The organism is Micromonospora sp. CA-244673, assembly GCF_050948395.1.
In the GTDB taxonomy this organism is placed as follows: Bacteria; Actinomycetota; Actinomycetes; order Mycobacteriales; family Micromonosporaceae; genus Micromonospora.
On sequence record NZ_CP192019.1, the window covers coordinates 460,589 to 485,351 of the forward strand.

27 protein-coding genes are annotated in these 24,763 nt (G+C 72.5%); 12 read left to right on the forward strand and 15 right to left on the reverse strand.

Annotated elements, in window-relative coordinates; translation table 11 throughout:
* The first annotated feature begins 42 nt into the window (after window positions 1–42).
* Complete coding sequence (locus tag ACQP12_RS02295) at window positions 43–1,677, forward strand: fatty acid--CoA ligase (RefSeq protein ID WP_433289093.1); 1,635 nt, start codon at window positions 43–45, stop codon at window positions 1,675–1,677.
* A 185-nt stretch (window positions 1,678–1,862) separates the two neighbouring features.
* Here ACQP12_RS02295 and ACQP12_RS02300 read toward each other — a convergent pair whose 3' ends face one another.
* The 5 genes from ACQP12_RS02300 to ACQP12_RS02320 all read right to left on the reverse strand — a co-directional run bounded on the left by ACQP12_RS02300 (window position 1,863) and on the right by ACQP12_RS02320 (window position 5,811).
* Window positions 1,863–2,876, reverse strand: a complete 1,014-nt coding sequence (locus tag ACQP12_RS02300) for an NADPH:quinone reductase (RefSeq protein ID WP_357940289.1) — start codon at window positions 2,874–2,876, stop codon at window positions 1,863–1,865.
* Between the two features lie 304 nt (window positions 2,877–3,180).
* Entirely contained in the window at window positions 3,181–3,840 is a 660-nt protein-coding gene (locus ACQP12_RS02305) for an HAD family hydrolase (protein WP_433284645.1), read from the reverse strand.
* Between the two features lie 27 nt (window positions 3,841–3,867).
* On the reverse strand, window positions 3,868–4,128 hold the full coding sequence (locus tag ACQP12_RS02310) for a YciI family protein (RefSeq protein ID WP_433284647.1): 261 nt from the start codon (window positions 4,126–4,128) through the stop codon (window positions 3,868–3,870).
* A 26-nt stretch (window positions 4,129–4,154) separates the two neighbouring features.
* On the reverse strand, window positions 4,155–5,012 hold the full coding sequence (locus ACQP12_RS02315; RefSeq protein WP_433289096.1) for an SCO6745 family protein: 858 nt from the start codon (window positions 5,010–5,012) through the stop codon (window positions 4,155–4,157).
* A 139-nt stretch (window positions 5,013–5,151) separates the two neighbouring features.
* Window positions 5,152–5,811 carry an FKBP-type peptidyl-prolyl cis-trans isomerase gene (locus tag ACQP12_RS02320; RefSeq protein ID WP_357940297.1) on the reverse strand — a complete coding sequence of 220 codons (660 nt, stop codon included), beginning with the start codon at window positions 5,809–5,811 and terminating at the stop codon, window positions 5,152–5,154.
* A 171-nt stretch (window positions 5,812–5,982) separates the two neighbouring features.
* Between ACQP12_RS02320 and ACQP12_RS02325 the strand changes: the two genes are divergently transcribed.
* Window positions 5,983–6,375 (forward strand): PPOX class F420-dependent oxidoreductase, encoded by a 393-nt coding sequence (locus ACQP12_RS02325; protein ID WP_357940299.1) that lies wholly within the window; start codon window positions 5,983–5,985, stop codon window positions 6,373–6,375.
* Window positions 6,376–6,417: 42 nt separating this feature from the next.
* On the opposite strand, the gene ACQP12_RS02330 is transcribed toward ACQP12_RS02325, so the two are convergent.
* Entirely contained in the window at window positions 6,418–6,858 is a 441-nt protein-coding gene (locus ACQP12_RS02330; RefSeq protein WP_433284650.1) for a PASTA domain-containing protein, read from the reverse strand.
* Between the two features lie 237 nt (window positions 6,859–7,095).
* Window positions 7,096–8,133, reverse strand: coding sequence for a Ku protein (locus tag ACQP12_RS02335; RefSeq protein ID WP_433284652.1), 1,038 nt, complete (start codon window positions 8,131–8,133; stop codon window positions 7,096–7,098).
* 85 nt (window positions 8,134–8,218) lie between these two features.
* On the opposite strand from ACQP12_RS02335, the gene ligD (ACQP12_RS02340) reads away from it, so the two are divergent.
* Both ligD (ACQP12_RS02340) and ligD (ACQP12_RS02345) read left to right on the forward strand, forming a co-directional pair.
* Window positions 8,219–9,157 (forward strand): non-homologous end-joining DNA ligase, encoded by a 939-nt coding sequence (gene ligD / locus ACQP12_RS02340; protein ID WP_433284654.1) that lies wholly within the window; start codon window positions 8,219–8,221, stop codon window positions 9,155–9,157.
* On the forward strand, window positions 9,147–10,061 hold the full coding sequence (gene ligD / locus ACQP12_RS02345) for a non-homologous end-joining DNA ligase (RefSeq protein WP_357940308.1): 915 nt from the start codon (window positions 9,147–9,149) through the stop codon (window positions 10,059–10,061). Before ligD (ACQP12_RS02340) ends, ligD (ACQP12_RS02345) begins: the two co-directional genes overlap by 11 nt.
* Before the next feature lie 45 nt (window positions 10,062–10,106).
* Here the strand turns inward: ligD (ACQP12_RS02345) and ACQP12_RS02350 are convergent, their stop codons facing one another.
* Window positions 10,107–12,398: an esterase-like activity of phytase family protein gene (locus ACQP12_RS02350; RefSeq protein WP_433284656.1), complete on the reverse strand. Its 2,292-nt coding sequence runs from the start codon at window positions 12,396–12,398 to the stop codon at window positions 10,107–10,109.
* A gap of 135 nt (window positions 12,399–12,533) precedes the next feature.
* Here ACQP12_RS02350 and ACQP12_RS02355 point away from each other — a divergent pair, with 135 nt between their 5' ends.
* Complete coding sequence (locus ACQP12_RS02355) at window positions 12,534–13,052, forward strand: SigE family RNA polymerase sigma factor (RefSeq protein WP_433284658.1); 519 nt, start codon at window positions 12,534–12,536, stop codon at window positions 13,050–13,052.
* 6 nt (window positions 13,053–13,058) lie between these two features.
* Window positions 13,059–13,940 (forward strand): hypothetical protein, encoded by an 882-nt coding sequence (locus tag ACQP12_RS02360; RefSeq protein ID WP_433284660.1) that lies wholly within the window; start codon window positions 13,059–13,061, stop codon window positions 13,938–13,940.
* 64 nt (window positions 13,941–14,004) lie between these two features.
* Here the strand turns inward: ACQP12_RS02360 and ACQP12_RS02365 are convergent, their stop codons facing one another.
* The 3 genes from ACQP12_RS02365 to ACQP12_RS02375 form a co-directional block, all read right to left on the reverse strand.
* Window positions 14,005–15,174: a hypothetical protein gene (locus ACQP12_RS02365; protein WP_433284662.1), complete on the reverse strand. Its 1,170-nt coding sequence runs from the start codon at window positions 15,172–15,174 to the stop codon at window positions 14,005–14,007.
* A 95-nt stretch (window positions 15,175–15,269) separates the two neighbouring features.
* Window positions 15,270–15,764, reverse strand: coding sequence for a cupin domain-containing protein (locus tag ACQP12_RS02370; RefSeq protein ID WP_433284664.1), 495 nt, complete (start codon window positions 15,762–15,764; stop codon window positions 15,270–15,272).
* Window positions 15,765–15,791: 27 nt separating this feature from the next.
* Window positions 15,792–16,160, reverse strand: coding sequence for a DUF4267 domain-containing protein (locus ACQP12_RS02375; RefSeq protein WP_151464478.1), 369 nt, complete (start codon window positions 16,158–16,160; stop codon window positions 15,792–15,794).
* A gap of 88 nt (window positions 16,161–16,248) precedes the next feature.
* Here ACQP12_RS02375 and ACQP12_RS02380 point away from each other — a divergent pair, with 88 nt between their 5' ends.
* The 4 genes from ACQP12_RS02380 to ACQP12_RS02395 all read left to right on the forward strand — a co-directional run bounded on the left by ACQP12_RS02380 (window position 16,249) and on the right by ACQP12_RS02395 (window position 19,730).
* A complete protein-coding gene (locus tag ACQP12_RS02380) occupies window positions 16,249–16,827 on the forward strand; it encodes a TetR/AcrR family transcriptional regulator (RefSeq protein WP_433284666.1) in 579 nt (192 codons plus the stop codon).
* 26 nt (window positions 16,828–16,853) lie between these two features.
* The gene (locus ACQP12_RS02385) at window positions 16,854–17,591 is read left to right on the forward strand and encodes a TIGR03089 family protein (protein WP_433284668.1); all 738 of its coding nucleotides are present in this window, start codon (window positions 16,854–16,856) and stop codon (window positions 17,589–17,591) included.
* A 229-nt stretch (window positions 17,592–17,820) separates the two neighbouring features.
* Complete coding sequence (locus ACQP12_RS02390) at window positions 17,821–18,738, forward strand: alpha/beta fold hydrolase (protein ID WP_433284670.1); 918 nt, start codon at window positions 17,821–17,823, stop codon at window positions 18,736–18,738.
* A 146-nt stretch (window positions 18,739–18,884) separates the two neighbouring features.
* Entirely contained in the window at window positions 18,885–19,730 is an 846-nt protein-coding gene (locus ACQP12_RS02395; protein WP_433284672.1) for a patatin-like phospholipase family protein, read from the forward strand.
* Between the two features lie 80 nt (window positions 19,731–19,810).
* Here ACQP12_RS02395 and ACQP12_RS02400 read toward each other — a convergent pair whose 3' ends face one another.
* Entirely contained in the window at window positions 19,811–20,251 is a 441-nt protein-coding gene (locus ACQP12_RS02400; protein WP_433284674.1) for a DUF1801 domain-containing protein, read from the reverse strand.
* Window positions 20,252–20,384: 133 nt separating this feature from the next.
* Between ACQP12_RS02400 and ACQP12_RS02405 the strand changes: the two genes are divergently transcribed.
* Window positions 20,385–21,248, forward strand: coding sequence for a GNAT family N-acetyltransferase (locus ACQP12_RS02405; RefSeq protein WP_433284676.1), 864 nt, complete (start codon window positions 20,385–20,387; stop codon window positions 21,246–21,248).
* Between the two features lie 344 nt (window positions 21,249–21,592).
* On the opposite strand, the gene ACQP12_RS02410 is transcribed toward ACQP12_RS02405, so the two are convergent.
* On the reverse strand, window positions 21,593–21,838 hold the full coding sequence (locus tag ACQP12_RS02410; protein WP_433289098.1) for a hypothetical protein: 246 nt from the start codon (window positions 21,836–21,838) through the stop codon (window positions 21,593–21,595).
* An 8-nt stretch (window positions 21,839–21,846) separates the two neighbouring features.
* Between ACQP12_RS02410 and ACQP12_RS02415 the strand changes: the two genes are divergently transcribed.
* Complete coding sequence (locus ACQP12_RS02415; RefSeq protein WP_433284678.1) at window positions 21,847–22,080, forward strand: winged helix-turn-helix domain-containing protein; 234 nt, start codon at window positions 21,847–21,849, stop codon at window positions 22,078–22,080.
* Between the two features lie 12 nt (window positions 22,081–22,092).
* Here ACQP12_RS02415 and uppS read toward each other — a convergent pair whose 3' ends face one another.
* Entirely contained in the window at window positions 22,093–22,875 is a 783-nt protein-coding gene (gene uppS / locus ACQP12_RS02420) for a polyprenyl diphosphate synthase (RefSeq protein WP_433284680.1), read from the reverse strand.
* A gap of 34 nt (window positions 22,876–22,909) precedes the next feature.
* Window positions 22,910–24,589, reverse strand: a complete 1,680-nt coding sequence (locus tag ACQP12_RS02425; RefSeq protein ID WP_433284682.1) for a DNA repair helicase XPB — start codon at window positions 24,587–24,589, stop codon at window positions 22,910–22,912.
* Window positions 24,590–24,763 lie beyond the last annotated feature (174 nt).

Genomic DNA, 24,763 nt, shown 5'->3' on the forward strand with positions numbered 1-24,763 from the left:
GTGACCGGCGACACTACGTTGTTACCCATGCGTAGCACGATGATGGACGCCCCCCTCCAGGTCGCCCGGATCCTCGAACACGGCACCACCGTGCACGGCACGGCCGAGGTCGTCACCTGGACCGGCGCCGAGCCCCGTCGGATGACGTACGCCGAGGTCGGCAGGACGGCCGCCCGGCTGGCCCACGCGCTGCGCGACGAGTGCGGGGTGACCGGCGACGAGCGGGTCGCCACCTTCATGTGGAACAACAACGAGCACCTGGTGGCCTACTTCGCCGTGCCGAGCATGGGCGCGGTGCTGCACACCCTCAACATCCGGCTCTTCCCCGACCAGGTCGCCTACATCGCCAACCACGCCGAGGACCGCGTCGTCCTGGTCGACGCCACGCTGATCCCGCTGCTGGCCCGGGTGATCGGCGAGATGACCACGGTGCGGCACGTCGTGGTGGTCGGCGGTGGCGACCCGGCCCCGCTGCTGGCCGCGACCGGCGACCGGATCGCCGTGCACCACTGGGACGCCCTGCTGGCCGACCGGCCGGAGGTCTACGACTGGCCCGAGGTGGACGAGCGCGACGCCGCCGCGCTCTGCTACACCTCCGGGACCACCGGCAACCCCAAGGGGGTCGCCTACTCGCACCGCTCGATCTACCTGCACTCGCTCCAGGTCTGCATGCCGGAGGGCTTCGGCCTCGGCCCGAAGGACCGCGAGCTGGCGATCGTCCCGATGTTCCACGCGATGTCCTGGGGGCTGCCCTTCGCGGCGTTCCTCTCCGGCGCGTCGCTGATCATGCCGGACCGGTTCCTCCAGGCCGAGCCGATCGCCGCGATGATCGCCGCCGAGCGCCCCACCCTGGCCGGCGCGGTGCCGACCATCTGGACCGACCTGCTGGCCTACCTGGACAGCCACGAGGTGGACACGTCGTCGCTCCAGGAGGTGATCGTCGGTGGCTCGGCCTGCCCGCCGTCGCTCATGCACGCCTTCCACGACCGGCACGGGATCGAGGTCATCCACGCCTGGGGCATGACCGAGATGTCGCCGCTGGGCTCGGTCTCGCGGCCGCCGGCCGGCGCGGCCGGCGAGGACGCGTGGCGCTACCGCTACACCCAGGGCCGGGTGCCGGCCGGGGTGGCCGCGCGGATCGTCGGCCCGCTGGGCGAGCCGCTGCCCGCCGACGGCACGTCCGTGGGCGAGCTGGAGGTCCGTGGGCCGTGGGTGACCGCCCGGTACGTCGGTGACGAGACCCCGGACGAGGAGAAGTTCCGCGACGGCTGGCTGCGGACCGGGGACGTCGGCACGCTCTCGCCGGACGGCTACATCACCCTCACCGACCGCGCCAAGGACGTGATCAAGTCGGGCGGTGAGTGGATCTCCTCGGTCGAGCTGGAGAACGCGCTGATGGCGCACCCGGCCGTGCTGGAGGCGTGCGTGGTGGGCGTGCCGGACGAGCGCTGGGACGAGCGGCCCCTCGCGACCGTGGTGGTCCGGGAGGGCGCCTCGGTCACCGCCGAGGAGCTTCGGGAGTTCCTGGCGACGTCGGTGGCGCGCTGGCAGCTGCCCGAGCGGTGGGCGTTCATCGACGCGGTCCCGAAGACCAGCGTCGGCAAATTCGACAAGAAGGTGGTGCGTTCCCGCTACGCCGACGGTGGCCTGGACGTGCGGGAACTGACCGCGCCGTAACACTTTCCGGCGTAGCGTCGCCAGCACGGGTAGGACGTGTTCCTCACGAACATTCCTCCCCAGAGGGCGGCCCCGGCGTTCGCACCGCGCCGGGGCCGCCCGTCCAATGCGGGGCGACCCGCAATGTCATTCTCGCGAAACTTGTTCGTCTCTGTCCCGATGATGGCGAAATACGTTTCGCGTTCTCACGTCTCGCTGGTCGTGATGAGCACCTTGCCGACCACCGAGTTCTCCACCGCCTCGTGGGCCGCCCGGGCCGCGTCCAGCGTGTGGTGGTGCAGCGGCAGGCCGGCCTCCTCGCCCACCCGGATCGCGCCCTGCGCCACCGCCGCCGCGATGTCCGTCACGGCCTGCGCCTTGGCCGCCTTCGGCGCCGTGTAGATCAGCACGAACTGCCAGCGCGCGTTCGGCATCATGAGCGCCCGGATCGGCAGGGTCACCTGCTCGCCGCCGTCGTCGGCGTAGACGCAGACCGCACCCCCGGTACGCAGCACCTGCACGTCGGCGGCGGCGTTGCGGGCGGCCGAGACCTCGACGATCGTGTGCACCCCGTCGGGCGCGATCTTGCGGACCTCCTCGACCACGTCCTGCTCGCGGTAGTTGATGACGAAGCTGGCCCCGGCCGCCGCGGCGAGCTGCGCCTTCTCCGGGCTGCTCACCGTGGCGATCACGCACGCGTCGGCCCAGCGGGCCAGCTGGATCGCCGCGTTCCCCACGGCGCCCGCCCCGCCCTGCACCAGCACCACGTGGTCGCTCAGCGCGCCGGCGTGCAGCTTGTCCGGCATGAACTCGCCGGCCGTCAGGCAGCGGTGCGCGGTCATGAACGGAATGCCCAGCGCCGCGCCCAGGTCGAACGAGGCCGACCCGAGGCTCACCGCGTGCCGGACCGGCACCACCGTGTACTCGCTGGCGGTGCCCCAGGGGCGCTGCCACGCCGCCTCCCAGAGCCACACCCGCTCGCCGATGAGGATCTGGTCGACGCCCTCGCCGACCGCCTCGATCACCCCGGCGCCGTCCTGCCCGGGGATCTGCCAGCCCTGCGGCAGCGGCCAGGCGCGGCGCGCCTTCCAGTCGGTCGGGTTCACCCCGGCCACGGCCATCCGCACCAGCACCTCGCCGGGGCCCGGCTCCGGCACCGGCCGGTCCACCACCTGGAGCACCGAGGGGTCCCCGTTGCTCTCGTACACGATCGCCCTCATCGCCGTCCCTCCGCCGTCCTGCGGCTGCGCTACCCGGACGCCCCGCGATCATTCCGATCCGGCACGCCCCGGAAACCGTACAACCGGGCCGTCGGCGGACACCGCCGTGACGGGCGGGACGCCATGGGTGTCAACGGTCACGGTGGACGCCCATGGCGTAACCACTCAGCCGGCCGAGGGTCCGGACCGTCAGCCCGGTACGCCGGCACAGCTCACCGATCCGCCAGGTGGACGCCACGTCCCACTCCCTCTCGCGTCACCGCGCCCTGCGGCGACCCGGGCGACGCTATGACCTGACGTCGCGTCAGGTGCAAGCCGCGCGTTCCACCACCTCGGGGGTGAGCGCGTCGATCGACGGCAGCAGCACAGCCGCCAGTGCCTCGGCGTCCGGATCGAGGGGGTAGGAGCCGTGCGGCACGGCCACCACCCGGCAGCCGGCGGCGGCCGCCGAGCGGACCCCGTTCGAGGAATCCTCCACCGCCACGCACCGGGACGGGTCGACGCCGAGCCGGGCCGCCACCGCCAGCCACACGTCCGGCGCGGGCTTGCCCCGGGTGGTCTCCTCGGTCGACAGGGTCGCGCCGAACGCGTCGGCCAGGCCCGTCGCGTCCAGCGCCGCCGCGATCAGCCGGGTGGGAGAGGAACTGGCCAGCCCGAGCGGCCACCGCGCGGCCGTGCGGCGCACCACCGCGTCGGCGTCGTCGATCAGGGGTACGCGCTGCGCGTACCGCCGGGTCATCTCCGCCACCACCTCGGTGGCGACCTGCTCGGCGGTGCGGTCGACGCCCAGCTCACCGCTGAGGTAGGCGGCCCATTCGCCGGTGCTCATCCCCATGAGCCGGCGCTGGGTGTCCGGCTGCCACGTGCCACCGTGCTCGGCCACGTACGCCCGCCGGACCTCCTCCCAGACGGGCTCGGAGTCCACGATCACGCCGTCCAGGTCGAAGAGCACCGCGTCCACCACGTACCCATCCTGCCGGACGGCCCCGGGTCAGGTCAGGAACGGCGCCCACTCCCGGACCCTGGTGACCTCCACGCCGGGCGTGGCGAAGTAGGCGTCGGCGGCGAGCAGGCGGTCCAGCTCCGGCCGGTCCGGCACGTCGAAGACGAGCACGGCGCCGGAGTCGTCGGCCAGCGGGCCGGCCATCCGGACGACGCCCTTCTCGTGCAGCTCCACGAGGAGCGCGCGGTGGGCGGGGCGGGCGGCGAGCCGCTCCGGCGCCTCGGTGAACGCAAGTTCCACGATCCACATGCCCGGAAGGCTACGCCGCCCGGCACTCAGCGGGCCGGGGCCGCCGCGTCCTTCGCGGACCCGCGCTGGGCCGGCAGGCCGATCGGGGCCTTCGGCGGGATGATCGTGCGGCAGCGGGTGGCGATCGGTTCGAGCAGCTCGCGCAGCCGGGCGCTCCGCTCCGCGCCCAGCGCCCGCCACGGCCCGAGCGCGGCCCGGTCGGTGGCCTCCTCGACGGCCCGGAAGGTCGCCGTGCCGTGCTCGGTCGGCGTCCGGTCGGCGGTCAGCCAGCCCGTCTCGACCAGCCGCTCCTCGGCGGCGGCCCACTCCTCGTCGGTCCAACCCCGGGCCGCCTGGTGGAACTCGCGGGACTGGTCGACCCGGCACCGCCAGGCCACCACGTCCACGGGGGCGAGGCCGGTGGTGACCAGCGCTGCCACGTGCCCGTCGCCCCGGTGCTCGCGCAGCGTGGTGGCGGCCTGCCAGAGCCGGGCCAGCGGGTACTCGCCCCGGGGCAGGGCCGCGTTGACCGACCCGAGCACGCGGCCGGCCGTCTCCACCCGCGCGGCCGCCTCCTCGAGCAGGTCGGCCGCCTCGACCAGGTGCGACTCGGGCAGCTCGTAGGTGAACTCGGCGAGCGCCTGCACGGCGCCGGTGAGCCGGGCGCGCAGCGCCTCCTCCGGGGTGGCCAGCCGCCACACCGAGGGCAGCGCCCGGGCCACCATCGACGGCGCGAAGCTGAAGAACGCGGCCACCACGGTCGGCGCGCCGACCGCCCCCAGCGGGGCGGCCCGGCCGGCGAAGTAGCCCCGCCAGTAGCCGCGCAGCCCGACCGCCTCGTACGCCGAGCGGGCCCGGGGGTGGAAGTAGGTCACCGCGTGGACCGGCTCGAAGTGTGTCCACATCAGCCGGGCCAGCCCGGTGTCGTCCAGCGCCGCCACGTGCACCTCCGCGTCGGTGGGCGGGTCGCCGCGGGCGGGTGGACCGCCCGCGGTGACCATGAACCTACTGCCGCAGGGTGACCGGACGGAAGCCTGCTGTGAGCTACTGCGCGGCGAGCACGTCGACGACGAAGCGCAGCGGCCCGGCCGGACGGCCGCCCGACGCGTCGTTGCCGTACGCCAGCTCGGCCGGGATGTCCAGCTGCACCCGGCTGCCGACCGGGACACCCACCAGGCCCTGGTCCCAGCCCGGGATGACCTGCCCGACGCCGATCGGGAAGGTGGCCGGCTGGCCGTTGTTCCAGGAGGCGTCGAACTCCTTGCCGTCCTTGTAGAACACGCCCACGTAGTTCGTGGTGATCTGCTGGCCGGCCTTGACCGCCGCGCCCTTGCCCTTGACCAGCGTGGTCACGGTCAGCTTCTTCAGCTCGCCCTTGCCCGCCTCGACGGCCGGCTTGGTCTTCAGCGCCGGGTCGAGGTCGGCGGGGAGCTGCTGCTCCGGGGCGGCGGTGGGCTCGGCCGGGACGGTCGCGCTGGGCGTGGCGGCGGTGCTCGCGGCCTTGTCGTCGTCGCCGTTGTTGAGCCAGACGATGCCGGCGATCAGGGCCGCCACGGCGATCACACCGGCGGCGGCGCCCAACATCGACTGCCGGCGGCGCCTCGCCTCGGCGGCCTTCTTGGCCGCCAGCTGGGCGGCCAGCCGCCGCTCCGCCTTGGTGCCCGGGCTCTGGCCCGCCGACCGGTTCTCCACGCGCTCGCTCACGTCGACTCCCTGCTGGGTGGGGTGGGTGCCCCCGGCGGGCCGCCGCCGAGGCCAGCGCACACGGTACCCGCCCGGACGCCCGCGGTGCTCCTTCGGCCGGGCGGATCCCGACAGGCCGGCCCGGAGGGAACATCGGGTGACGACCCGGTCCCCGGGGGTAGGTTCTCGACCATGGCGATCCTCACCGAAGAAGACCTGGCCCTGCTCGCCGAGCCGCAGCTCGCCCACGTGGCGACGATCGAGTCCGACGGCACTCCGCACGTCACCCCCGTGTGGGTGGACACCGACGGCGAGCACATCGTCTTCAACACGGCCAAGGGCCGGCAGAAGTACCTCAACATCGCCCGCAACCCCGTGGTCGCCGTCTCCGTCGTCGACAAGGCGGACGACTTCCGCACGCTCTGGGTGAAGGGCCGGGCCGAGCTGGTCACCGAGGGGGCGGACGCGCACATCGACCGGATGGCGCAGAAGTATCTCGGGCAGGAGACCTACCCGTTCCGCCGGCCTGGCGAGGAGCGGGTGATCGTCCGCATCACCCCGACGGAGCGCCTCGGCCGGGGCTGACGTGCTGTGCATCCCGCCGGAACGTCCGGCGGGATGCACACGTCATCGCTGCTTGGTGCAGGTCAGGACCACCAGCTCGTCGAGCGCGACCCGGGTGCCCTTCTTGTGGGACTGCTTGGTCACCGTCCAGTTCGCCGCGAGGATCACGATGGTGTCGTTCTCGTCCTGGCTGCCGAGCTGGACGTTGGTCAGGCCGAGCCTCTCGAGCTTGTCCTGAGCGACAGCGGCATTGATCCCCACCAGGTTCGGCATGACGACGGTGGTCGGCTTCGGTGGGGCCGCCGGAGTGGTCGGGACGACAGACACGGTCGGTGCGGCGGTTGTGGGAGCCGCGGCGGTCGTGGGAAGCAGCGACGGGACGACCGGAGCGGCAGCAGCCGTCGGCGCGACCTTCTTGGCCGACGTGGATGCCGGGTCGTCTCCGCCGACCAGCGCAACCACACCGGTGAGGCCGCAGCAGCCGAGGACGACCGCGCCGATCACGATGCCGATGATCGCGCCGGTGCCGAGCTTGCGTCGGGGCGCGGCTGGGGCAGGAAACGGCGGCGAGGGTTGGTGCGCCGGCGGTTGAGGCGGCATCGGCCAGGGCGAGGTGGGGGGTTCGGTTGTCACCGAGCGATCTTTGCCAGCTCAAGTATTCCTGGGAACCTCCACTCGGCCACTCCCCGTTCAGCGAGTAGCCGAGCTGCAAGATCCAAACGGCTGGCGGAAGGCAGCAGGTCAGGCGGTCTTGCGGGGGGCGGCCTTCTTCTCGGCCGCCTTCTTGGCGGGGGCCTTCTTCGCCGGGGTCTTCTTGGCGGCGGTCTTCTTGGCCGGCTCGGCCTTCTTCTCGGCCGCCTTCTTGGCGGGGGCCTTCTTGGCCGCGGCCTTCTTCTCCGCCGCCTTCTTGGCGGGCGCCTTGGTGGCCTTCGCCGCCTTCTGCGCCGAGCGCGCCGCGGAAATCGGCGTCGGCTCGCCCGCCCCGCCCTCCGGCGCCTCGCCCCGGGCCGCCCGGGCCCGCTCGACCGACGCCTTCAGGGCGGCCATCAGGTCCACGGCGGCGGCCGGCGCGGCCTCTTCCTCCTCCGGCTGGACCACCTCGCGGCCCTCGATCTTGGCGTCGATGACCTCCTGCAACGCCGCCCGGTAGTCGTCGGTGAAGGCGTCGGGCTCGAACTCGCCGGCCATCGAGTCGATCAGTGAGCTGGCCATGGCCAGCTCCGGCGGGCGCACCTTGAGGTCCTCGTCCAGGAAGCCGAAGTCCGGCTGGCGGATCTCGTCGGGCCAGAGCATGGTGTTGAGCAGCAGGACGCCCTCGCGGACCCGCAGGGTGGCGAGTTGCTCCCGCTGGCGCAGCGCCACCTTGACGATGGCCACCCGCTCCGAGTCGGACAGGGCGTCGCGCAGCAGCACGTACGGCTTCGTGGCCGAGCCCTCCGGCTCCAGGAAGTACGCCTTGTTGTAGAGGATCGGGTCGACCTGCTCGGCCGGCACGAACTCCAGCACGTCGATCGCGTGCGAGGTGGTCAGCGGCAGCTCGGCGAAATCCTCGTCGGTGAGGATGACCATCTCGCCGCCGCCGATGTCGTAGCCCTTGGCGATGTCGTCGTAGGTCACCTCCTCGCCGCAGACCGAGCAGGTGCGCTTATAGCGGATGCGGCCGCCGTCCTCGCGGTGCACCTGATGGAAGCGGATGTCCTTCTCCTCGGTCGCCGAGTAGACCTTCACCCCGATCGACACCAGGCCGAACGACACCGCTCCTTTCCAGATCGCCCGCATGACGCGCTCCTCTCCCCGGTTCTGACCAGAATCGCAAATGATCGAACGGGACGCACGCGCTTCCGCGTGCAACTACAGTCAGAAGGTGCCCGGCGCGCCGTTGAAGCCGATGCTCGCGATGACCGGGCAGCTCCCGGCCGGTGACGGCTGGGCGTACGAGTTCAAGTGGGACGGGGTCCGCGCGCTCGCCGACATCAGCCGCGGCCACCAGCACCTGTTCGCCCGATCCGGTGTCGAGATCACCACGGCGTACCCCGAGCTGATTCCCCTGGCCGAGCAGGTCGACGACGCCCTGCTGGACGGCGAGGTGGTGCTCTTCACCGACGGCCAGCCCTCGTTCACCGCCCTCGCCGAGCGGATGCACGTCCGCAACGCGGTCAAGGCCGCCCGGCTCGCGGCGACCGTCCCCGTCACGTACATGATCTTCGACGTGCTCCGGTTGCGCGGCGCGGACCTGACCGGCCGGCCCTACCGGGAGCGGCGCGCCGCGCTGGAGTCCCTGGGGCTCGGCGCCGCCCGGTGGGCGGTGCCGCCGGTCTTCGCCGACGGTCCGGCCACCTACGCGGCGGCCGGCGAGCACGGCCTGGAGGGGGTGATGGCCAAGCGGGTCGACGCGGTCTACCGGGCCGGGGTGCGCTCGCCGGACTGGGTGAAGGTCAAGCTGGAGGTGACCGGCGACTTCGTGGTCGGCGGCTGGCGGCCCGGCGCGCGGAAGATCGGCGGGCTGCTGGTCGGGGTGCCCGGCCCGGACGGGCGGCTCGTCTACCGGGGTCGGGTGGGCGGCGGGATCGGCGCGGCGCTCGAACGTGAGCTGCTGCGCGAGCTGGAACCGCTGCGCACCGGCGGGTCGCCGTTCGCCGGGGACGTGCCCCGCGAGGATGCCCGTGGCGCGATCTGGGTAAGTCCCCAGGTCGTGGTGGAGGTCAAGTACGGCCAGCGCACGCCGGACGGCCGGTTGCGCTTCCCCCGGATCCTGCGCCTGCGCCCGGACAAGCCTGCCGAGGAGGTCGAGGATGCCAGCTGACCGCTTCAAGGTGGACGTGGAGGGCCGCTCGCTGGAGCTGTCCAACCTGGACAAGGTGCTCTACCCGAAGGCCGGCTTCACCAAGGGCGAGGTGATCGACTACTACACGCGGATCGCCCCGGTGCTGCTGCCGCACCTGCGGGACCGGGCGCTGACCCGGATCCGCTACCCCAACGGCGTCGACGGCGGCTCGTTCTTCGAGAAGAACGCGCCCGCCGCCACCCCCGAATGGGTACGCACCGAGAACCTGCCCGCCCCCGGGTCGAGCAAGGGGCGGGAGACCATCGACTACGTGGTCGCCGACGACCTGCCCACCCTGGTCTGGCTGGCCAACCTCGCCGCGCTGGAGCTGCACACGCCGCAGTGGAAGGTCGGTGAGCACCCGGACATGATGGTGGTCGACCTGGACCCGGGCGCCCCGGCCGCGCTGCGGCAGTGCTGCCAGGTGGCCCTGCTCATGCGGGACCGGCTGGCCGCCGACGGCATCGAGGCCTACCCGAAGACGTCGGGGAAGAAGGGCATGCAGCTCTGCTGCCCGATCGCCGGCACGCAATCCTCCGACGACGTGTCGGCCTACGCGAAGCGGATCGCGCAGGAGCTGGAGAAGGCGCACGCGAAGCAGATCGTCTCGAAGATGGCGAAGAACCTGCGCCCCGGCAAGGTCTTCATCGACTGGAGCCAGAACAGCGCGGCCAAGACGACGGTGGCGCCGTACTCGCTGCGGGCCCAGGACGTGCCCTCGGCGTCCACCCCGCTGACCTGGGACGAGGTGGAGGCGGGCGCGGCCGGCAAGCGGCCGTCCACTCGCCCCTACACGGCGACCGAGGTGCTGAAGCGGGTGGAGAAGCAGGGCGACCTGCTGGCCCCGCTGCTCGACGGCGGCCCGGAGCTGCCGCTGCGCTGACCCGGCGCCCACCGGGGGAGGGTGGACGCCGGGCCGCGTCAGGGTTCAGCGGCGGCCGAAGACCTGCCGGTTGGTGCCGAGCCGCAGGAACACCGTCTCGCCGGTGGCGTCCTGGACCGCGTCGTTGTCGGTGATCGCGTACACCTGGCCGTCGCCGGCCACGGTCAGGCCCTCCAGCTTCTCCTGGGTCCAGCCGTGCGTGGCGCGCAGCGCCGGCAGCACGTCGACCGCGAGGGTCTTCGGCAGCACGGGGAGCGTGCCGGGCGCGGCGGCCGCGCCGGGCAGCGGCACGGTGTAGACCCGCTTCAGGGCGGCGGCCGGGCCGTTCAGCTTGTCCCGCTCGATGACGGCGAGCCGGTCGCCGACCACGGTGATCTCGGAGAGCCCGATCCAGTCACCCGCGACGGTGGTGCCGTTCAGCCGGTAGCCGAACCAGCTCCAGGTGCCGGCCGCGACGTCGTAGCGGCCGAGCCGGACGGTCCCGGCCGGGTCGGTGGACAGCTCGCGCTGCACGGCCACCCAGACGATCTCCCGGCCGTGCCGGTCGGTGCTGGCCGTGACGCCTTCCAGGCCCTGCTTGCCGAGGCCGGCGGCCACCTCGGCCGGCAGCGGGACGACCTGCTGGGTCACCCCGGCGGCGTCGAGCCGGACCAGCTTGTTCTCCGGTCCCTTGGCGCCCTCGACGGCCAGCCAGAAGCCGCCCTGCGGGCGGGCGAAGATGCCCTCGGCGTCGTAGCCGACCGGCTGGCCGGCGGCGTCCCGCACGGGCAGCGCGGCGGTGACCACGGCCGGCGTGCGGTGCGCGTCGACGGTGAGGATCCGGGTCTGCGCGTACGCCGCGTCGGTGACGCTGTAGAGCTGGTGCGGCTTGCCGGGCACCGCGCTGAGCGCGCCGAGCGCACCCCAGCCGATCGGCGCGCCGCCCGCCCCGGTGGCGGAGACGACGCTCGGGAAGCCGGGTGTGCCCCGGCCCAGCCGGAAGAGGGAGACCGAGGCGCGCACGCTGACCGAGGCGTCGTCCTCCTCGCTGGAGACCGCGAGCAGCCCCCGGGACGGGATGGGCAGCAGCCCCTCCGGCCCGTTGGTGGTGGGCAGGACCTGCCGGAACACCGGCTTCGTGGGCTTGCTCAGGTCGTAGACGGCGACGAAGTTGCTGCGCTCCGACCCGACGAAGGCGTAGCGGACGCCGTCGTACTCGGCGACGGCCACGCCCTCCGGCTCGGTGCCCTTCTTGCCGGCGCGGTCCTCGTTGTGCAACCCGTACGTGACGGCCAGCCGCTCGAAGGTGTTGCCGGCGTCCCAGGCGACCGCGCCGGTGCGGCTGTCGAAGATCGTCCAGCCGCGGGTGCCGCCCCGCCAGTCGCCCTCGTTGGCCGTCGCCAGGTGGCGGTCGTCGATCCAGGCCACCGCGTCGGGCTCGCGCGGCACGTCGGTGATGCGGCCGGTCAGGTCGATGGTGCCGTCCTTGACCGTGTCGATCCCGCTGACCGTGGCGGTGCCCGCCGAGAAGACCTTGGTGATCCGCCCGGTGGGCAGGTCGATGAGGGCGACGCCGTTGTTCTCCTGGAGGGTCACGGCCAGCTCGTTGCGGCCGTTGATCGAGACGTACTCCGGCTCCGGGTCGGTCGGCGCGGCGAGCCCGGCGCGGACCAGGGCGGGCAGCGCCGTGCCGTCCGGGGCGGTCAGGGGTACGGGCCGCAGCCGCCAGCCGGCCGGGGCGGCGCCGGTCAGGTCGACGATCTGCACGAGGCCGCCGGGGGCCTGGGGCAGGTCGCCCTCCTCGCCGCCGGGCGGGGTGGCCTCCTCGTCGCGCTCGTTCTCGATGGCGATCGCCGCGTAGCGGAGGTCCTTGCTGATGGCGATCGAGTCGGGCTGTCCGCCCAGGTCGAGGCTGCGGACCCGGGTACGGGTCGCCAGCTCGATCACGTCCAGCCGGCCGGACGGCTCGGTGTAGCTGCGGCTGGTGTTGACCACCACCAGCACGTACCGGCCGACCACGGCCACCGAGGTGGGCTCGTCCTCGGCGTCGCCGAGCTGGGCGAGCGAGAGAGTGCCGAGGCCGCGGGGCTGGTCGGCCCGTGAGATGTCGAGGAAACCGATCCGGCGCGCCAGCGCGTCGGTGTAGACCAGGGTGCGGCCGTCCGGGCTGACCGCCGAGATCTCGGCGACGGTCGGGGACGCCGGGTCCTCGCCGGCCGGCCGGTTCTGGAAGACCGGGTACGTGGCGACCCGGTCGAACGCGACCGGCCCGCCCGGGTGGTGCCCGCCGGCCGACGCCGGGGTGACGACGGCCAGGCCGGCGACCGCCACACCGGCCGCGATGAGTGCTCTTCTCACTGTCAAGGACTTCCTCCGTAGGTCGTGCCCCGACGGAGGCTGGCACCCGCGGAGGAGCAGCAGCTTGCGCAGACGTGAACAACCGACGAAGGGCGCCCGTGACAACCTTCCGTGGCGCCGCCACGTGTTAGGGGCGTGACCGACCAAACGCAACCCCGGTCCGCGGCGGACCGGTCGTACGTCGCCTTCGTCGAGGTGGCCTGGCAGCGACATATCCGGCTGGCCATGCTGCTGGCCGGCGACCGGTGGCGGGCCGAGGAACTGCTGCAGGACAGCCTGGTCAAGGTGTACGAGCGGTGGCGGCGGCTCTCCCGGCTCGACGACCCGCACGCCTACCTGCGCCGCGCCCTGGTCAACAACCACACGTCCGGTTGGCGCCGGCGCCGCCGGGAGAGCCTCGTCGCGGACGTACCCGATCGGGCCGCCCCCGCCGGCGACGTCGGCCCCGACGCCGTCGTGCTGCGCCGGGCGCTCATGTCGCTGCCCGCGAAGCAGCGGGCCGTGGTGGTGCTCCGCCACTACGAGGACCTGACCGAACGCGAGGTCGCCCGGCTGCTCGGTTGCACGGTGGGCACCGTCAAGAGCCAGAACGCCCGGGCGCTGGGCAAACTTCGCCACTTCCTCGACGAACCCTCCCACTCGACAAGCAGGTGATCAGTCATGAACACGCTCGATGAGCGACTCGCCAACCGGCTGCACGACATCGTCGACGACGAGCCGGGCTCCGTACCCCCGGTGGGTGCGCTGCTGGAACGCGGCCGGCGGGCCCGCCGCCGCCGGACGACCGCGCTGGCCGGGGCGACGTGCGCCCTGGTGGCGCTGGGCGTCGCCACCGCGGCGACCGTGGCCACGACGCCGGCGCCGCGCCGTCCCGGCGTCACCGCCCAGGCGTCGCCGCCTGCCTCGCCGGCGATCCGGCTGGTCTCGGCCGCTACCGCCAGCGAGAACATCAGCTACCGGATGCGGCTGAGCAACTCCGGGCCGGAGGGACTGACGTACGAGGGCGCGTTCGACCCGAGGACCGCCACCGGGTACGTCCGTGTCGCGCAGGACGACTCCGTCATGACCGAGCTGCTGATCAACGGCACCCGGTACGAGGGCGCGGAGCGACCCCGGGGCAAGCTGCCGGCCGACAAGGACGGCCCGGGCGAGACGTACGGCCGCTACGGCCAGTACCCGGGCCGGTACGACCGGCTGTCCCTCTACGGCGACGGGAACACCGTCCTGGGTGCCGCGGCACCCGACCCCGCGGCCCTGTTCACGGCGCTCAAGGGCGCGAACGCGACCATCTCGGAGAACCCCGACGGGACGCTGCACTTCGGCTACACGACGTCGGACAAGGTCGGGTCGACCACCACGTCCGGTGACGTCACGCTCGACGGTGACGGCCGGATCGCGAAGGTGGCCCTCACCGGCACCTGGCAGACGACGGCTAAGGGCCGGCTCGACACGGGCACGTTCAGCTCGACGCTCGAACTCTTCGACTACGGCGTCACGGTGACGGTGAAGCGCCCGACCGACGTGGTCAAGGTCAAGCAGTAGCCGCCTATCGGCGACGAGCTGCCCGCGACCCGACCGGTCGCGGGCAGCGCTGCTTTGGTCCGCGTCAGCGTGCGGGCTCGTGAGCCCGTGACCTAGGCGCGCGCAGCCGCCACCAGGCGCCGCCGACCAGGGCGAGGACGATCACGCTGATCGCCACGTCACCCACGAGGGCCGCCGCGGGCGTCGCCGGGGCATAGGTGGGCACGGCATACGCGTAGGCGGCCGCGACGAGCAGGCTGGCCGAGGCGGCGGCGAGCACGTGCCGCTGCCCCCAGCCTGGTCGGCGGGACCAGCGCACGAGCAGGACGGCGGCGGCGGCCGCGAGGGCCAGCGCGAGTGCGATCCCGGGCCAGCCCGGCGCGAGCCCGGCCCCGGCGTAGGCGACGGCCACCACGAGCCCGATCCAGGCAGGACGCGGTGTGGGCCGGGTGGTCGAGCTGACGGACCGCGGGCGGTCTGGCACGGGCTGGTTGGTCGAGCTGACGGGTCGCGCTTGTCCGGGCGGGGTCGGGGTGTCCGGAGTGAGAGGTCGCGGCGCGTTCGGTTCGGTCGGCGTGACGGTGGCGGCGGGACTCGGCCGGTGCGGCGCTGGCCGGGTGGTGTGGTCGACGGGCCGTCGTCTGCGCAGCAGGGCGGTGGCGATCAGCGCCAGTGCGACAACGGTGGCGAACGCCAGCTGGGCCGGGGCGGCCAGGAAGTTCTTGCGGCCGCCGTCGTCGGCGAAGACCAGCAGGCTGCCGGCGAGCCAGAGCAGGGCGACCACGGTCAGCCCCGGCCGTCCGAGCCACGGGCGCGGGCGCCGGTCCGCGCCCAGGAACGACTCGACGAGCGCGATCGGCGCGCAGATGCTCAACGCCACGTGGTTGCCCACGTAGTCGACTGCCTGCCGGGCGCTGAACCCGAGGCCGGGCACCATCGTCTGCTGGGCGACGGCCTGGGTGTCGGCGAACTCGGTGTCGTCGAGGAACCCCGGGTTGAACAGCGACTGGTCGACCAGCCCGGCCTGGATCACGCCGAAGGCGGCGGCGAGCGCCACGATCCCCGGCCAGCCGAGGCCGAGCCGCCGGGCCGTCTCCCGGATCAGCAGGGCGGCGCCTCCGTACATCGGGGCGAGCACGAGCACCACGAACGGCATGCCGGCGAGGGTGAAGCCGCCCCAGGCGCACTCGGCGGCCCAGGGAGCGAGCAGCAGGAGCGCGATGGCGGGCGGAAGGCTGCGGCGCTTGGCTGTCATGGCCGTACCGTGCCCGGCCGGCCCGGATCACCGAAACGGCCATCGGCCGACGGACCCGCGACCAAAGTCGACGGTCGCGGGTCCGGTCGTCGGGTTCAGCGACGGGCGGCGTCCCAGGCGGCGCTGCTGCGGAAGTACGTGTCGTACAGCTCCTGCACCTCCAGAAGGCTCTCCGGGGGCACCTTGCCGTAGGCGATCCGCTCCAGGTGGCGGAAGTACTCGAACCGTTCGACGCCCGGGGTGATGACGATGAGGATGTCGGCGTTCTCGCCGGGCGCGGCGGCGAACGCGTGCGCCACGCCGGGCGGCACGATCACCAGGTCGCCGCGTTCGGCGGTGACGACCTGCTCGCCGGAGAGCAGTTGCGCGGTGCCGTCGAGCAGGTAGAACAGCTCCGCCGAGTTGCCGTGGTGGTGCGGCCGGGCGCCGTCCGCGCCGTCGGTCAGGGTGACCCGCTGGGTGGAGAGCGCGCCGCCGGTGGCACTGCTGTCGGCGAGCAGCCGGATCGTGGTGGGGGCGCGGCCCACCACCTCGGCGTCCACGTCGCGGACGATGACGGACCGGTCGAAGTCGGGCGTGATCAGGGACATCGCGCTACTCCTGTCGTGGGGTGCGGGTCAGAGGGCGAACAGCAGGACGGCGTTGAGCAGGACGACCACCGCGGTGGCGAAGTGGACGCCGAAGGCGACGGCCTTCCTGCCGTGGCGCAGCACGATGAGGGTGTCTCCCAGCGGGTTGATCGCGACGATCAGCATGTACCAGGCGACCGCCTCGGCGCTGGTGAAGGCGATCAGCGCGAGGCCGAGCAGGCCGTAGCTGAGGTCGCGCAGGCCCTTGATCGTGAGGTAGGCGGGGTCCTCGTCCGGCTTGACCGGGACGCCGTAGCCGGCGGCCGAGGCCTGCGGCGCGAGAAGGAACCGCGCGCCGATGAAGACGCAGAAGAGGCTGAGGACGACGGCGAGCCCGTAGGCGATGGCGCTGAGCATGTCTGACTCCGATTGCTAGCAGTGCTAGATGCAAGAGCGACGCTAGCAGAGCGCCGGCAGATTGGCTAGCGGTGCTAGAGTTCTGGTCATGTCGATTCAGGCGCGGCGCGAGCGGGAGCGGGCGGAGCGGGAGCGAGCGATCATCGCCGCCGCCCGGGAGCTGGCCGAGGCGGAAGGCTGGGACGCGGTCACCACGCGCCGGCTCGCCGCCGAGATCGAGTACAGCCAGCCCGTCCTCTACAGCCACTTCAAGGGCAAGGACGCCATCATGGCGGCCGTCGCCGTGGAAGGCTCCGGCGATCTGGCCGTCGAACTCGCCGCCGCCCGGGCCGCCGCGACCGACCCGCGGCAGGCGGTGGCCGGCGTCGCCACGGCGTACGCCATGTTTGCCGAACGCCGGCCCGCGCTCTACGACGCGATCTTCAACCTCCCCGTCGCCCTGTCCTTCGCCAGCCAGGACACGCCGGTCGAGCTGGCCCGGGCCTTCGCCGAGCTGGCCGAGACCCTGCGCCCGTTCGCCGGCGACGACGACCTGGAGACGTTCACCGAGACCTTCTGGAGCGGGCTGCACGGCCTGGTCACGTTGATGCGCAACGGCCGGCTGCGGCGGGAGGAACACGAGCGGCGGCTGGCCATCCTGGTGGACCGCTTCGCCCGGCTAGGGTGAGCTGACCGCCAGGGAGGAGTCACCCGATGGCCGACCACCCACCCGTCGCCGTCGCGACCGACGCGCCGTTGCTCAGCTACCTCGACGGGGCCACCGGCGAGCGCACCGACCTCACGGCGCAGCAGTTGGGCGCGTGGGCGGCCCGCAGCGCCGGGCTGCTCCGGGACGGCTGCGGGCTGCGCCCCGGTGACCGGGTCGCCGTGCTGCTGCCGCCGCACTGGCGTACCGCGGCCGTGCTCATCGGGGCCTGGTCGGTCGGGCTCGCGGTCTCGTTCCGGCCCCGGGCCCTGGCCGGGCTGCCGGTCCTCGAACCCGGCGCCGACCTGCCGTACGACGCGGTGTTCGTCACGCCGGAACGCCTGGACGACTGGCTGGAGGACGTGCCCGAGGGCACGCACCGCTACCTCGTCGGCACCGGCACCGGCCCGCTGTCCTCGGTGCCGCCCGGTTGGTTGGACTGGTCCCCGGAGGTGCTCCGGCACCCCGAGATCGCTCCCGACCTGGACGCCCTCCGCCCGTCCGATCCGGCCAGCCCGGACGGCACCAGCTACGGCGAGTGGGGTGCGGTCGCCCGGGAGTACGCCAAGCAGCTCGACCTGCACGCCGGCGACCGGCTCCTGGTCGACGCGGCCGAGCACGAGGAACCGCTGAAATGGCTGCTCGCCCCGCTCGCGGCCGGCGCGTCGGTGGTGCTCTGCGCCAACCTCGACCCGGCCGACCGGGACTCCCGCCTCGCGGGAGAGCGAGTCACTCGGGTGCTGTGACACCCGGTTACGGGTTGCGCGGCACACGGTTCCGGTGGCGTGCGGGTGTGCGCCCGGGTGCTGCTCGGTCGACCCCTGGCCGCCATCTGGGCCGCTGCCTGGGCAGCGGGGCCGGCCGATCCTAGCCATCCGCGGGTCGCGACGAACGCCTTCGCCGGGAACGCCGCCGGTGGCCGTCGCCCGGCTCTAGCGTGCAGACGTCGGTGGGGCGAGCACGAGGAGCGGCCGGATGAACACCAGCGGATCGTCATCGTCGTTCACGGACCTGCGGCAGGTGGACGCCGGTGTGCTCAACGTCGGATACGTCGACGCCGGGCCCCCGGAGGGGCCGGTCGTGCTCCTGCTGCACGGGTGGCCGTACGACATCCACAGCTTCGCCGAGGTCGTACCCCGATTGACGGACGCCGGCCACCGGGTGCTCGTGCCGCACCTGCGGGGGTACGGCACGACACGGTTCCTCTCCGCCGACACCCTGCGGAACGGTCAGCCGGCGGCCCTGGCCCTCGACACCGTGGCATTCATGGACGCCCTCGGAGTGCAGAAGGCGATCCTCGCCGGGTTCGACTGGGGCGCCCGGACGGCCGACATCATCGCGGCGCTGTGGCCGGAGCGCTGCCAGGGGCTCGTCTCGGTGAGCGGCTACCTGATCGCCGGTCAGGAATCGGGGCGCAAGCCGCTGCCGCCGCCGGCCGAACTCGCCTGGTGGTACCAGTTCTACTTCGCGACCGATCGCGGCCGGGACGGGTACGAGAAGAACCTGGACGCCTTCGCCAAGCTGATCTGGCGTACGGCCTCCCCGAAGTGGGCCTTCGACGACGAGACGTTCGCCCGGAGCGTCGCCTCGCTGCACAATCCCGACCACGTCGACGTCGTGATCCACAACTACCGCTGGCGCCTCGGCCTCGCTTCCGGGGAGCCGCAGTACGACGAGGTGGAGGAGAAGCTGTCGGCGAACCCGAGCATCGGGGTGCCCACCATCACCCTCGAAGGCGACGCGAACGGCGCACCGCACCTCGATCCTTCCGTGTATGCCGGGCGCTTCTCCGGCCGGTACGAACACCGCACCGTGAGTGGCGGCGTCGGGCACAACCTGCCGCAGGAGGCGCCGCAGGCGTTCGCCGACGCGGTGTTGCAGGTCGCGATCTGACCCTGGCCCGGTCAACGCTGGCTGGACCGGTCGACGCCCTTGTGCACCCGGACCATGCGGTCGACCGGGCCACTCCGGTCCTCTGAGGCGTCCGTCACGGATCACGGGCATCCACAGTGCCCGCGGGCTGTGCAAGGCTGGCGATCATGACGAAAGCGCTCGTACTCGCCGGTGGCGGCGTGGCCGGGATTGCCTGGGAGCTGGGCGTCCTGCGCGGCCTCGCCGACGCCGACCCCACCCTCGCCGACCGGATCCTCGCCGCCGACCTGGTCGTGGGGACCTCCGCCGTCTCCGCCGTCGGCGCGCAGATCACCAGCGGCGTCGCGCTCGACGACCTGTACGCGGCCCAGCTCCGCGCGGAGACCGCCGAGATCGAGGTCGACGTCGACACGGAGAAGCTCTTCGCCGACTACGCCGCCGTGCTGACCGGCGTGTCCGGGCCGCAGGAGGCCCGCCGCCGGTTCGGTGGGATCGCGCTCGCCGCGCGGACCGTCGACCCGGCCCTGCGGCTCGCCGCGATCGACGCCCGGCTTCCCGTGAAGCAGTGGCCTGACCGGCGCCTGCTGCTGCCCGCGGTCGACGCCGAGACCGGCGACGAGGCGATCTTCACCCGCGAGTCCGGCGTGACCCTGCTGGATGCCGTCGCCGCGAGCTGCGCGGTGCCCGGCATCTGGCCGCCGGTCGCGATCGGCGACCGCCGCTACGTCGACGGTGGAGTGCGCTCCATGACCAACGCCGACCTGGCCGCCGGTGCCGACCGCGTGCTGATCATCCAGCCGACCCTCGCCGACACGCCGCAGCCGTGGGGCGACCTGGACGCCGAGATCGCCGCGCTCGCCCCGGCCACCGTCCACGTGATCAGCGCCGACCAGGCGTCCGTCGACGCGTTCGGCACCAACGCGCTGTCACCCGCGACCCGCGCAGCGTCCGCCCGCGCGGGGCGGGCCGTCGGCGCGGCACACGCCGCCGCGGTGGCGGCCGTCTGGAACTGACGGCCCCCACGCCCCCGGAGGCGGGCACGAGGCTTTCGCCGACGCCCTGTTGAGGGTCGCGACCTGACCCTCGCCTCCGGTCAGCTTTGGCTGGCCCGATCGACGCCCTTGTGCACCCGGACCGTGCGGTCGACCAGCTCCCGCAGGGCGCTCTCGTCCACGTCATCCAGTCGCTTCAGATAGAGGCAGCCCTTACCGGTCTTGTGCGGGCCGAGCCGGGCGAGCACCGACGGGTAACGCTCCTCGTAGCCGCCCACCAGGTAGACGACGAGCTGCTGCTTGCGCGGCGAGAAGCCGACCAGCGGCCAGTCGCCCGTGCGCCCGCCCGCGTAGGTGTAGCGGTAGGTGCCGAAGCCCACGATGCTCGGGCCCCACATGACCGGCGGCTCGCCGGTCACCTCGCGCAGCAGTGCGCAGAGGCGCTCGGCGTCGGCCCGCCGGCGGTCGTCCGGCACGGCCGCCAGGAAGTCGTCGACGCTGGCGTCGGTCGGCACGGTCACCGGCTGCTTCGAGGTCGGCATGTGCTGATGCTCCCAGGTGGGTACGACACCGGCCCGAATCTGGTTGACACCCGCCGGGGATGCGGTGCCTACTGCCTGCCGGGCCACACGTGATTGCTGGCCGGTCGGTGGGCCATTGACGACGGGGGTAGGGATGGACGGGACGGACGCGCTCACCTGGGAAGAGTTCGGCGACGATCACCTCGCGGAGCTGACCGGGCTCGCCGAGGCGTGCCTGGCCGTCGATGGTGGGCTGCCGCTGTTCGCCCGTACCCCGTTGTTGCGGGCGCGGCTGCTCCAGACGCGTACCCTCGGCGCCTGGCACGACGGCGGCCTGGTCGCGGCCGTGGGCGTCGGCCTGGGCGGGCAGACGGCCACCAGCACCGGCCTGGTGCATCCCGACTGGCGGGGGCGGGGCCTCGGTGGGCGGCTGCTGAGCTGGGCCGGCGAGCAGGCGGGTGACGCGGACCTGCTGGTGACCACCGAGTCGTGGAGCCCGGACACGGACGCCCTGTTCACGGCGCGCGGCTTCGAGCGGACCTTCGCCGAGTGGGTGCAGCGGCACGACCTTGGCGCGCTCCCGGAGGTCGCCCGGCCCGTCGACGTGACCACCGAGCCGGTGACGCTCGGTCCCGAGCTGTTCGAGACCTACCGGGAATCGTTCGCCGACCGGCCCGGCTTCGCCTCGCCCACGGCCGAGGAGTGGCTGGGTGAGTTGGGGGAGGACGACGAGTACCGAGCGGACCTGTCGCTCATCGCGCACGGTCCCGACGGTGCCGCCGTCGGCTTCGTCAACGTCATCGACAACTGGATCGACCAGGTGGGCGTCGTCCCAGCGTGGCGGGGGCGGCGGGTCGGCGCGTATCTGGTGGCTCGGGCGCTGCGGGGTCTGGCGGCCGACGGGGCGCGGGAGGTGTGGCTCTGCGTCAACGACAACAACCCGGCGGCGGGGCTGTACCGGCGGCTCGGGTTCCAGGACTTTGGCCGGCGGGCTCGCTACCTGCACCGTCGTTCGTAGCCTTGGGCGCGCTCGGCCTTCTTGGAGGCCGAGCGCGCTGGCAGTTTTCGTCTTCACCGGACGGGTCGGTCCGGGGTGTCGGGCTTACTGGAAGAGCCGGCCGGGCCGGGTGGCCTTTGCCTTGGTGACCAGGGAGTCTCCCCGTCTACGGCGCACCTGGATACTCTTTGTCGCCCTTTTGATCGGAGTGAGAATTCTGTCCTTCATCGCGTGCCTCTCTTCTTTCGTGCGTCAGATCGGAGATGGCGCTTCCGCGGCATAGCGTCTACCCGCCCTGCCTCCAGTCCGCGTACCCGCTGGGCCAGTCGCCATTCCGTCAGCGCTGGCTGCGGCGTCGGTGGTGCTCAGCGGCGGGTGAGCCAGGGTGCGCGTCGCGCGCAGGGTGATGTGTGGTCGACCGGTAGGGCGCAGCGGCCGCCGATGGGGAGTGGGCGGTCGCAGAACACCCAGTGGCGTAGGGATTGCTGGTCCTCGGGCGAGACGGTTACGCCGCCGGGCTCAACGCGGGCGCTGAGCTGGGCCAGCAGGCGGGCTGCGTCGAGGTGCGTCGAAGTGTGATGGCGGCGTGGGAGGATCTTGGGGCCTACCAGGAGTTGCCATGCCCCGAATCCCAGACCGTCAGCGCATCGCTCAGGACATCCGCGACAAGATCAGCTCGGGCGAGTACGGCCCAGGGTCGAAGTTGCCTTCTCTGCGCGAGATGTCCGCGCAATACGGCGTCTCCGCCGAGCCGGTCCGATCCGCTCTGTTGATCCTTCAGGCCGAAGGGCTGATCGAAGGTCATCAAGGTAAGGGCGTATACGTTGCTGGGGATCATTCAGCGGTTGACTAGCGCGGCTTCCCGTCAGGCTCCGAATCGACGGTTGCGGGCTGAGTAGGAGCGCAGGGCGCGGAGGAAGTCGATCTCCCGGAAGCCGGGCCAGTACACGTCGCAGAAGTACAGCTCGGAGTAGGCGGCTTGCCAGAGCAGGAACCCGGACATGCGGCGTTCTCCGCTGGTGCGGATGACGAGATCGGGGTCGGGCTGGCCGCCCGTGTAGAGGTGCGCCGCGATGGCTTCGGCAGTGAGGCGTTGCGTGACGTCATCGAGTGTCGCGCCGGCTCGGGCCTCCTCCTCGAGCAGGGAACGGACGGCACTGACAATTTCCTCGCGGCCGTCGTAGCCGACGGCCACGGTGAGATGGAAATCGCCGCCTCGCTCAGCGGTGGCGTCTTCGGCGAGCTTCAGCGCCTGGCGCGTTGAATCGGGTAGGACGTCCGCGCGGCCGGCCAGGTGCAGCTGCCACGGGTTGCCCGGCCGTAGGAGTGGCTCCGCGACGACCTGTTCGATCATCTGCATGAGGTTCTCGACCTCGTCGGATGCGCGTTTGCGCATGTTGTCGACGGAGGCGACGAACAGGGTGACGTGGCGGATGCCCATTTCGGCAGACCAGCCAAGTACCTCGTGGATGTGCTCCGCGCCGTACCGGTGGCCCACCCCCGGGTCGTCGAAGCCCATCTCCCTGGCCCACCGTCGGTTGCCGTCCATGACCATGGCCACGTGCCGCGGCAGTGAGGTGCCGGCCAGTTGTGCGCGCAGGCGATGGGTGTAGAGCCGGTAGGCGGCGTGCCGCAGGGGCTGCATCATGATCAGATCAAACCACCGCGGCGACGTGAGTCAGTCAGTCGATCGTCGGGAGCTTCGGGCCGAGGACGTCGTCGGCGTCCACGATGGTGTAGGCGTACCCCTGCTCCGCGAGGAACCGCTGCCGGTGCGCCGCGTACTCCGTGTCGATCGTGTCCCGGGAGACGACGGTGTAGAAGTGCGCCTGCCGCCCATCTGCCTTAGGCCGCAGCACCCGCCCCAACCGCTGCGCCTCCTCCTGCCGCGACCCGAAGGTCCCCGACACCTGAATGGCCACCGCAGCCTCCGGCAGGTCGATGGAGAAGTTCCCGACCTTGGAAATCACCAACGTCCGAACCTCACCGGACCGGAAGGCGTCAAAGAGCCGCTCCCGCTCGCGGTTCGTCGTCGACCCCTGCACGATCGGCGCGTCCAGGTACTCCCCGAGCTGGTGCAACTGGTCGATGTACCCGCCAATCACGAGCACCTGCTCATCCGGATGCCGCTCCACCAGCGCCCGCACCACCGGCAGCTTCGTCCGCGCGGTGGCCGCCATCCGGTAGCGCTCCTCGGCCTCCGCCGTCGCGTACGACATCCGCTCGGCGTCGGTCAGCGTCACCCGTACCTCGGTGCATTCGGCCGGGGCGATCCAGCCCTGCTGCTCGATGTCCTTCCACGGCGCGTCGTACCGCTTCGGGCCGATCAGGCTGAACACGTCGCCCTCGCGGCCGTCCTCGCGTACCAGAGTTGCCGTGAGGCCGAGCCGGCGGCGGGCCTGGAGGTCCGCGGTGAACCGGAAGATCGGCGCGGGCAGCAGGTGCACCTCGTCGTAGACGACGAGGCCCCAGTCGCGGGCGCCGAACAGGTCGAGGTGGGTGAACGCGCCCTTCTTGCGGGAGGTGAGCACCTGGTACGTGGCGATGGTGACCGGGCGGATCTCCTTGCGTTCGCCCGAGTACTCGCCGATCTCGTCCTCGGTGAGCGACGTGCGGGCGATCAGCTCGCGCTTCCACTGCCGGCCGGCGACCGTGTTGGTCACCAGGATCAGGGTGGTCGCCTTGGCCTCGGCCATGGCCGCCGCCCCGACGAGGGTCTTGCCGGCGCCGCAGGGGAGCACCACCACGCCGGAGCCGCCGGCCCAGAACGCCTCGACGGCCTCCCGCTGGTAGGACCGCAGCGTCCACGGCTTGCCGCCGTCCTTGCCGGCCTCGGCCAGCTCGATGGGGTGCGCCTCGCCGTCCACGTAGCCGGCCAGGTCCTCGGCGGGCCAGCCGAGCTTGAGCAGCGCCTGCTTGAGCCGGCCGCGCTCGGACGGGTGCACCTGGATGGTGTCGTCGTCGAGCTTCGGGCCGAGCATGCCGGCGAGCTTCTTGCTCTTGGCGACCTCGACGAGCACCACCCGGTCGAGGGCGCGGAGCACCAGGCCGTGCGCCGGGTCGTTGGCGAGCTGGAGCCGGCCGTAGCGGTCCATGGTCTCGGCCACGTCGACCAGCAGCGCGTGCGGCACCGGGTAGCGGGAGTACTTGATCAGCGTGTCCACCACGCCCTCGGCGTCGTGGCCGGCGGCCCGGGCGTTCCACAGCCCCAGCGGGGTGAGCCGGTAGGTGTGCACGTGCTCGGGGGAGCGCTCCAGCTCGGCGAAGGGCGCGATGGCCATCCGGCACGCCTGGGCGTCGGGGTGGTCGATCTCCAGCAGCAGGGTCTTGTCCGACTGCACGATCAGTGGTCCACCGCTCACGCCAGTGTCCTCTCCCTATGCCGGAAAATTCTCACCCGCACGGCGGCTGACCTGCCGAAGGCGGACCATCCAGTGTTGCACGCCCGAGGGTGTCCGGAAAAAGTCTCGCTGGACAGGCAACGTCACACTGCTCCCGTACGTCTAGCAAGCGAGACAACTGTCCAGGGGGAGGGC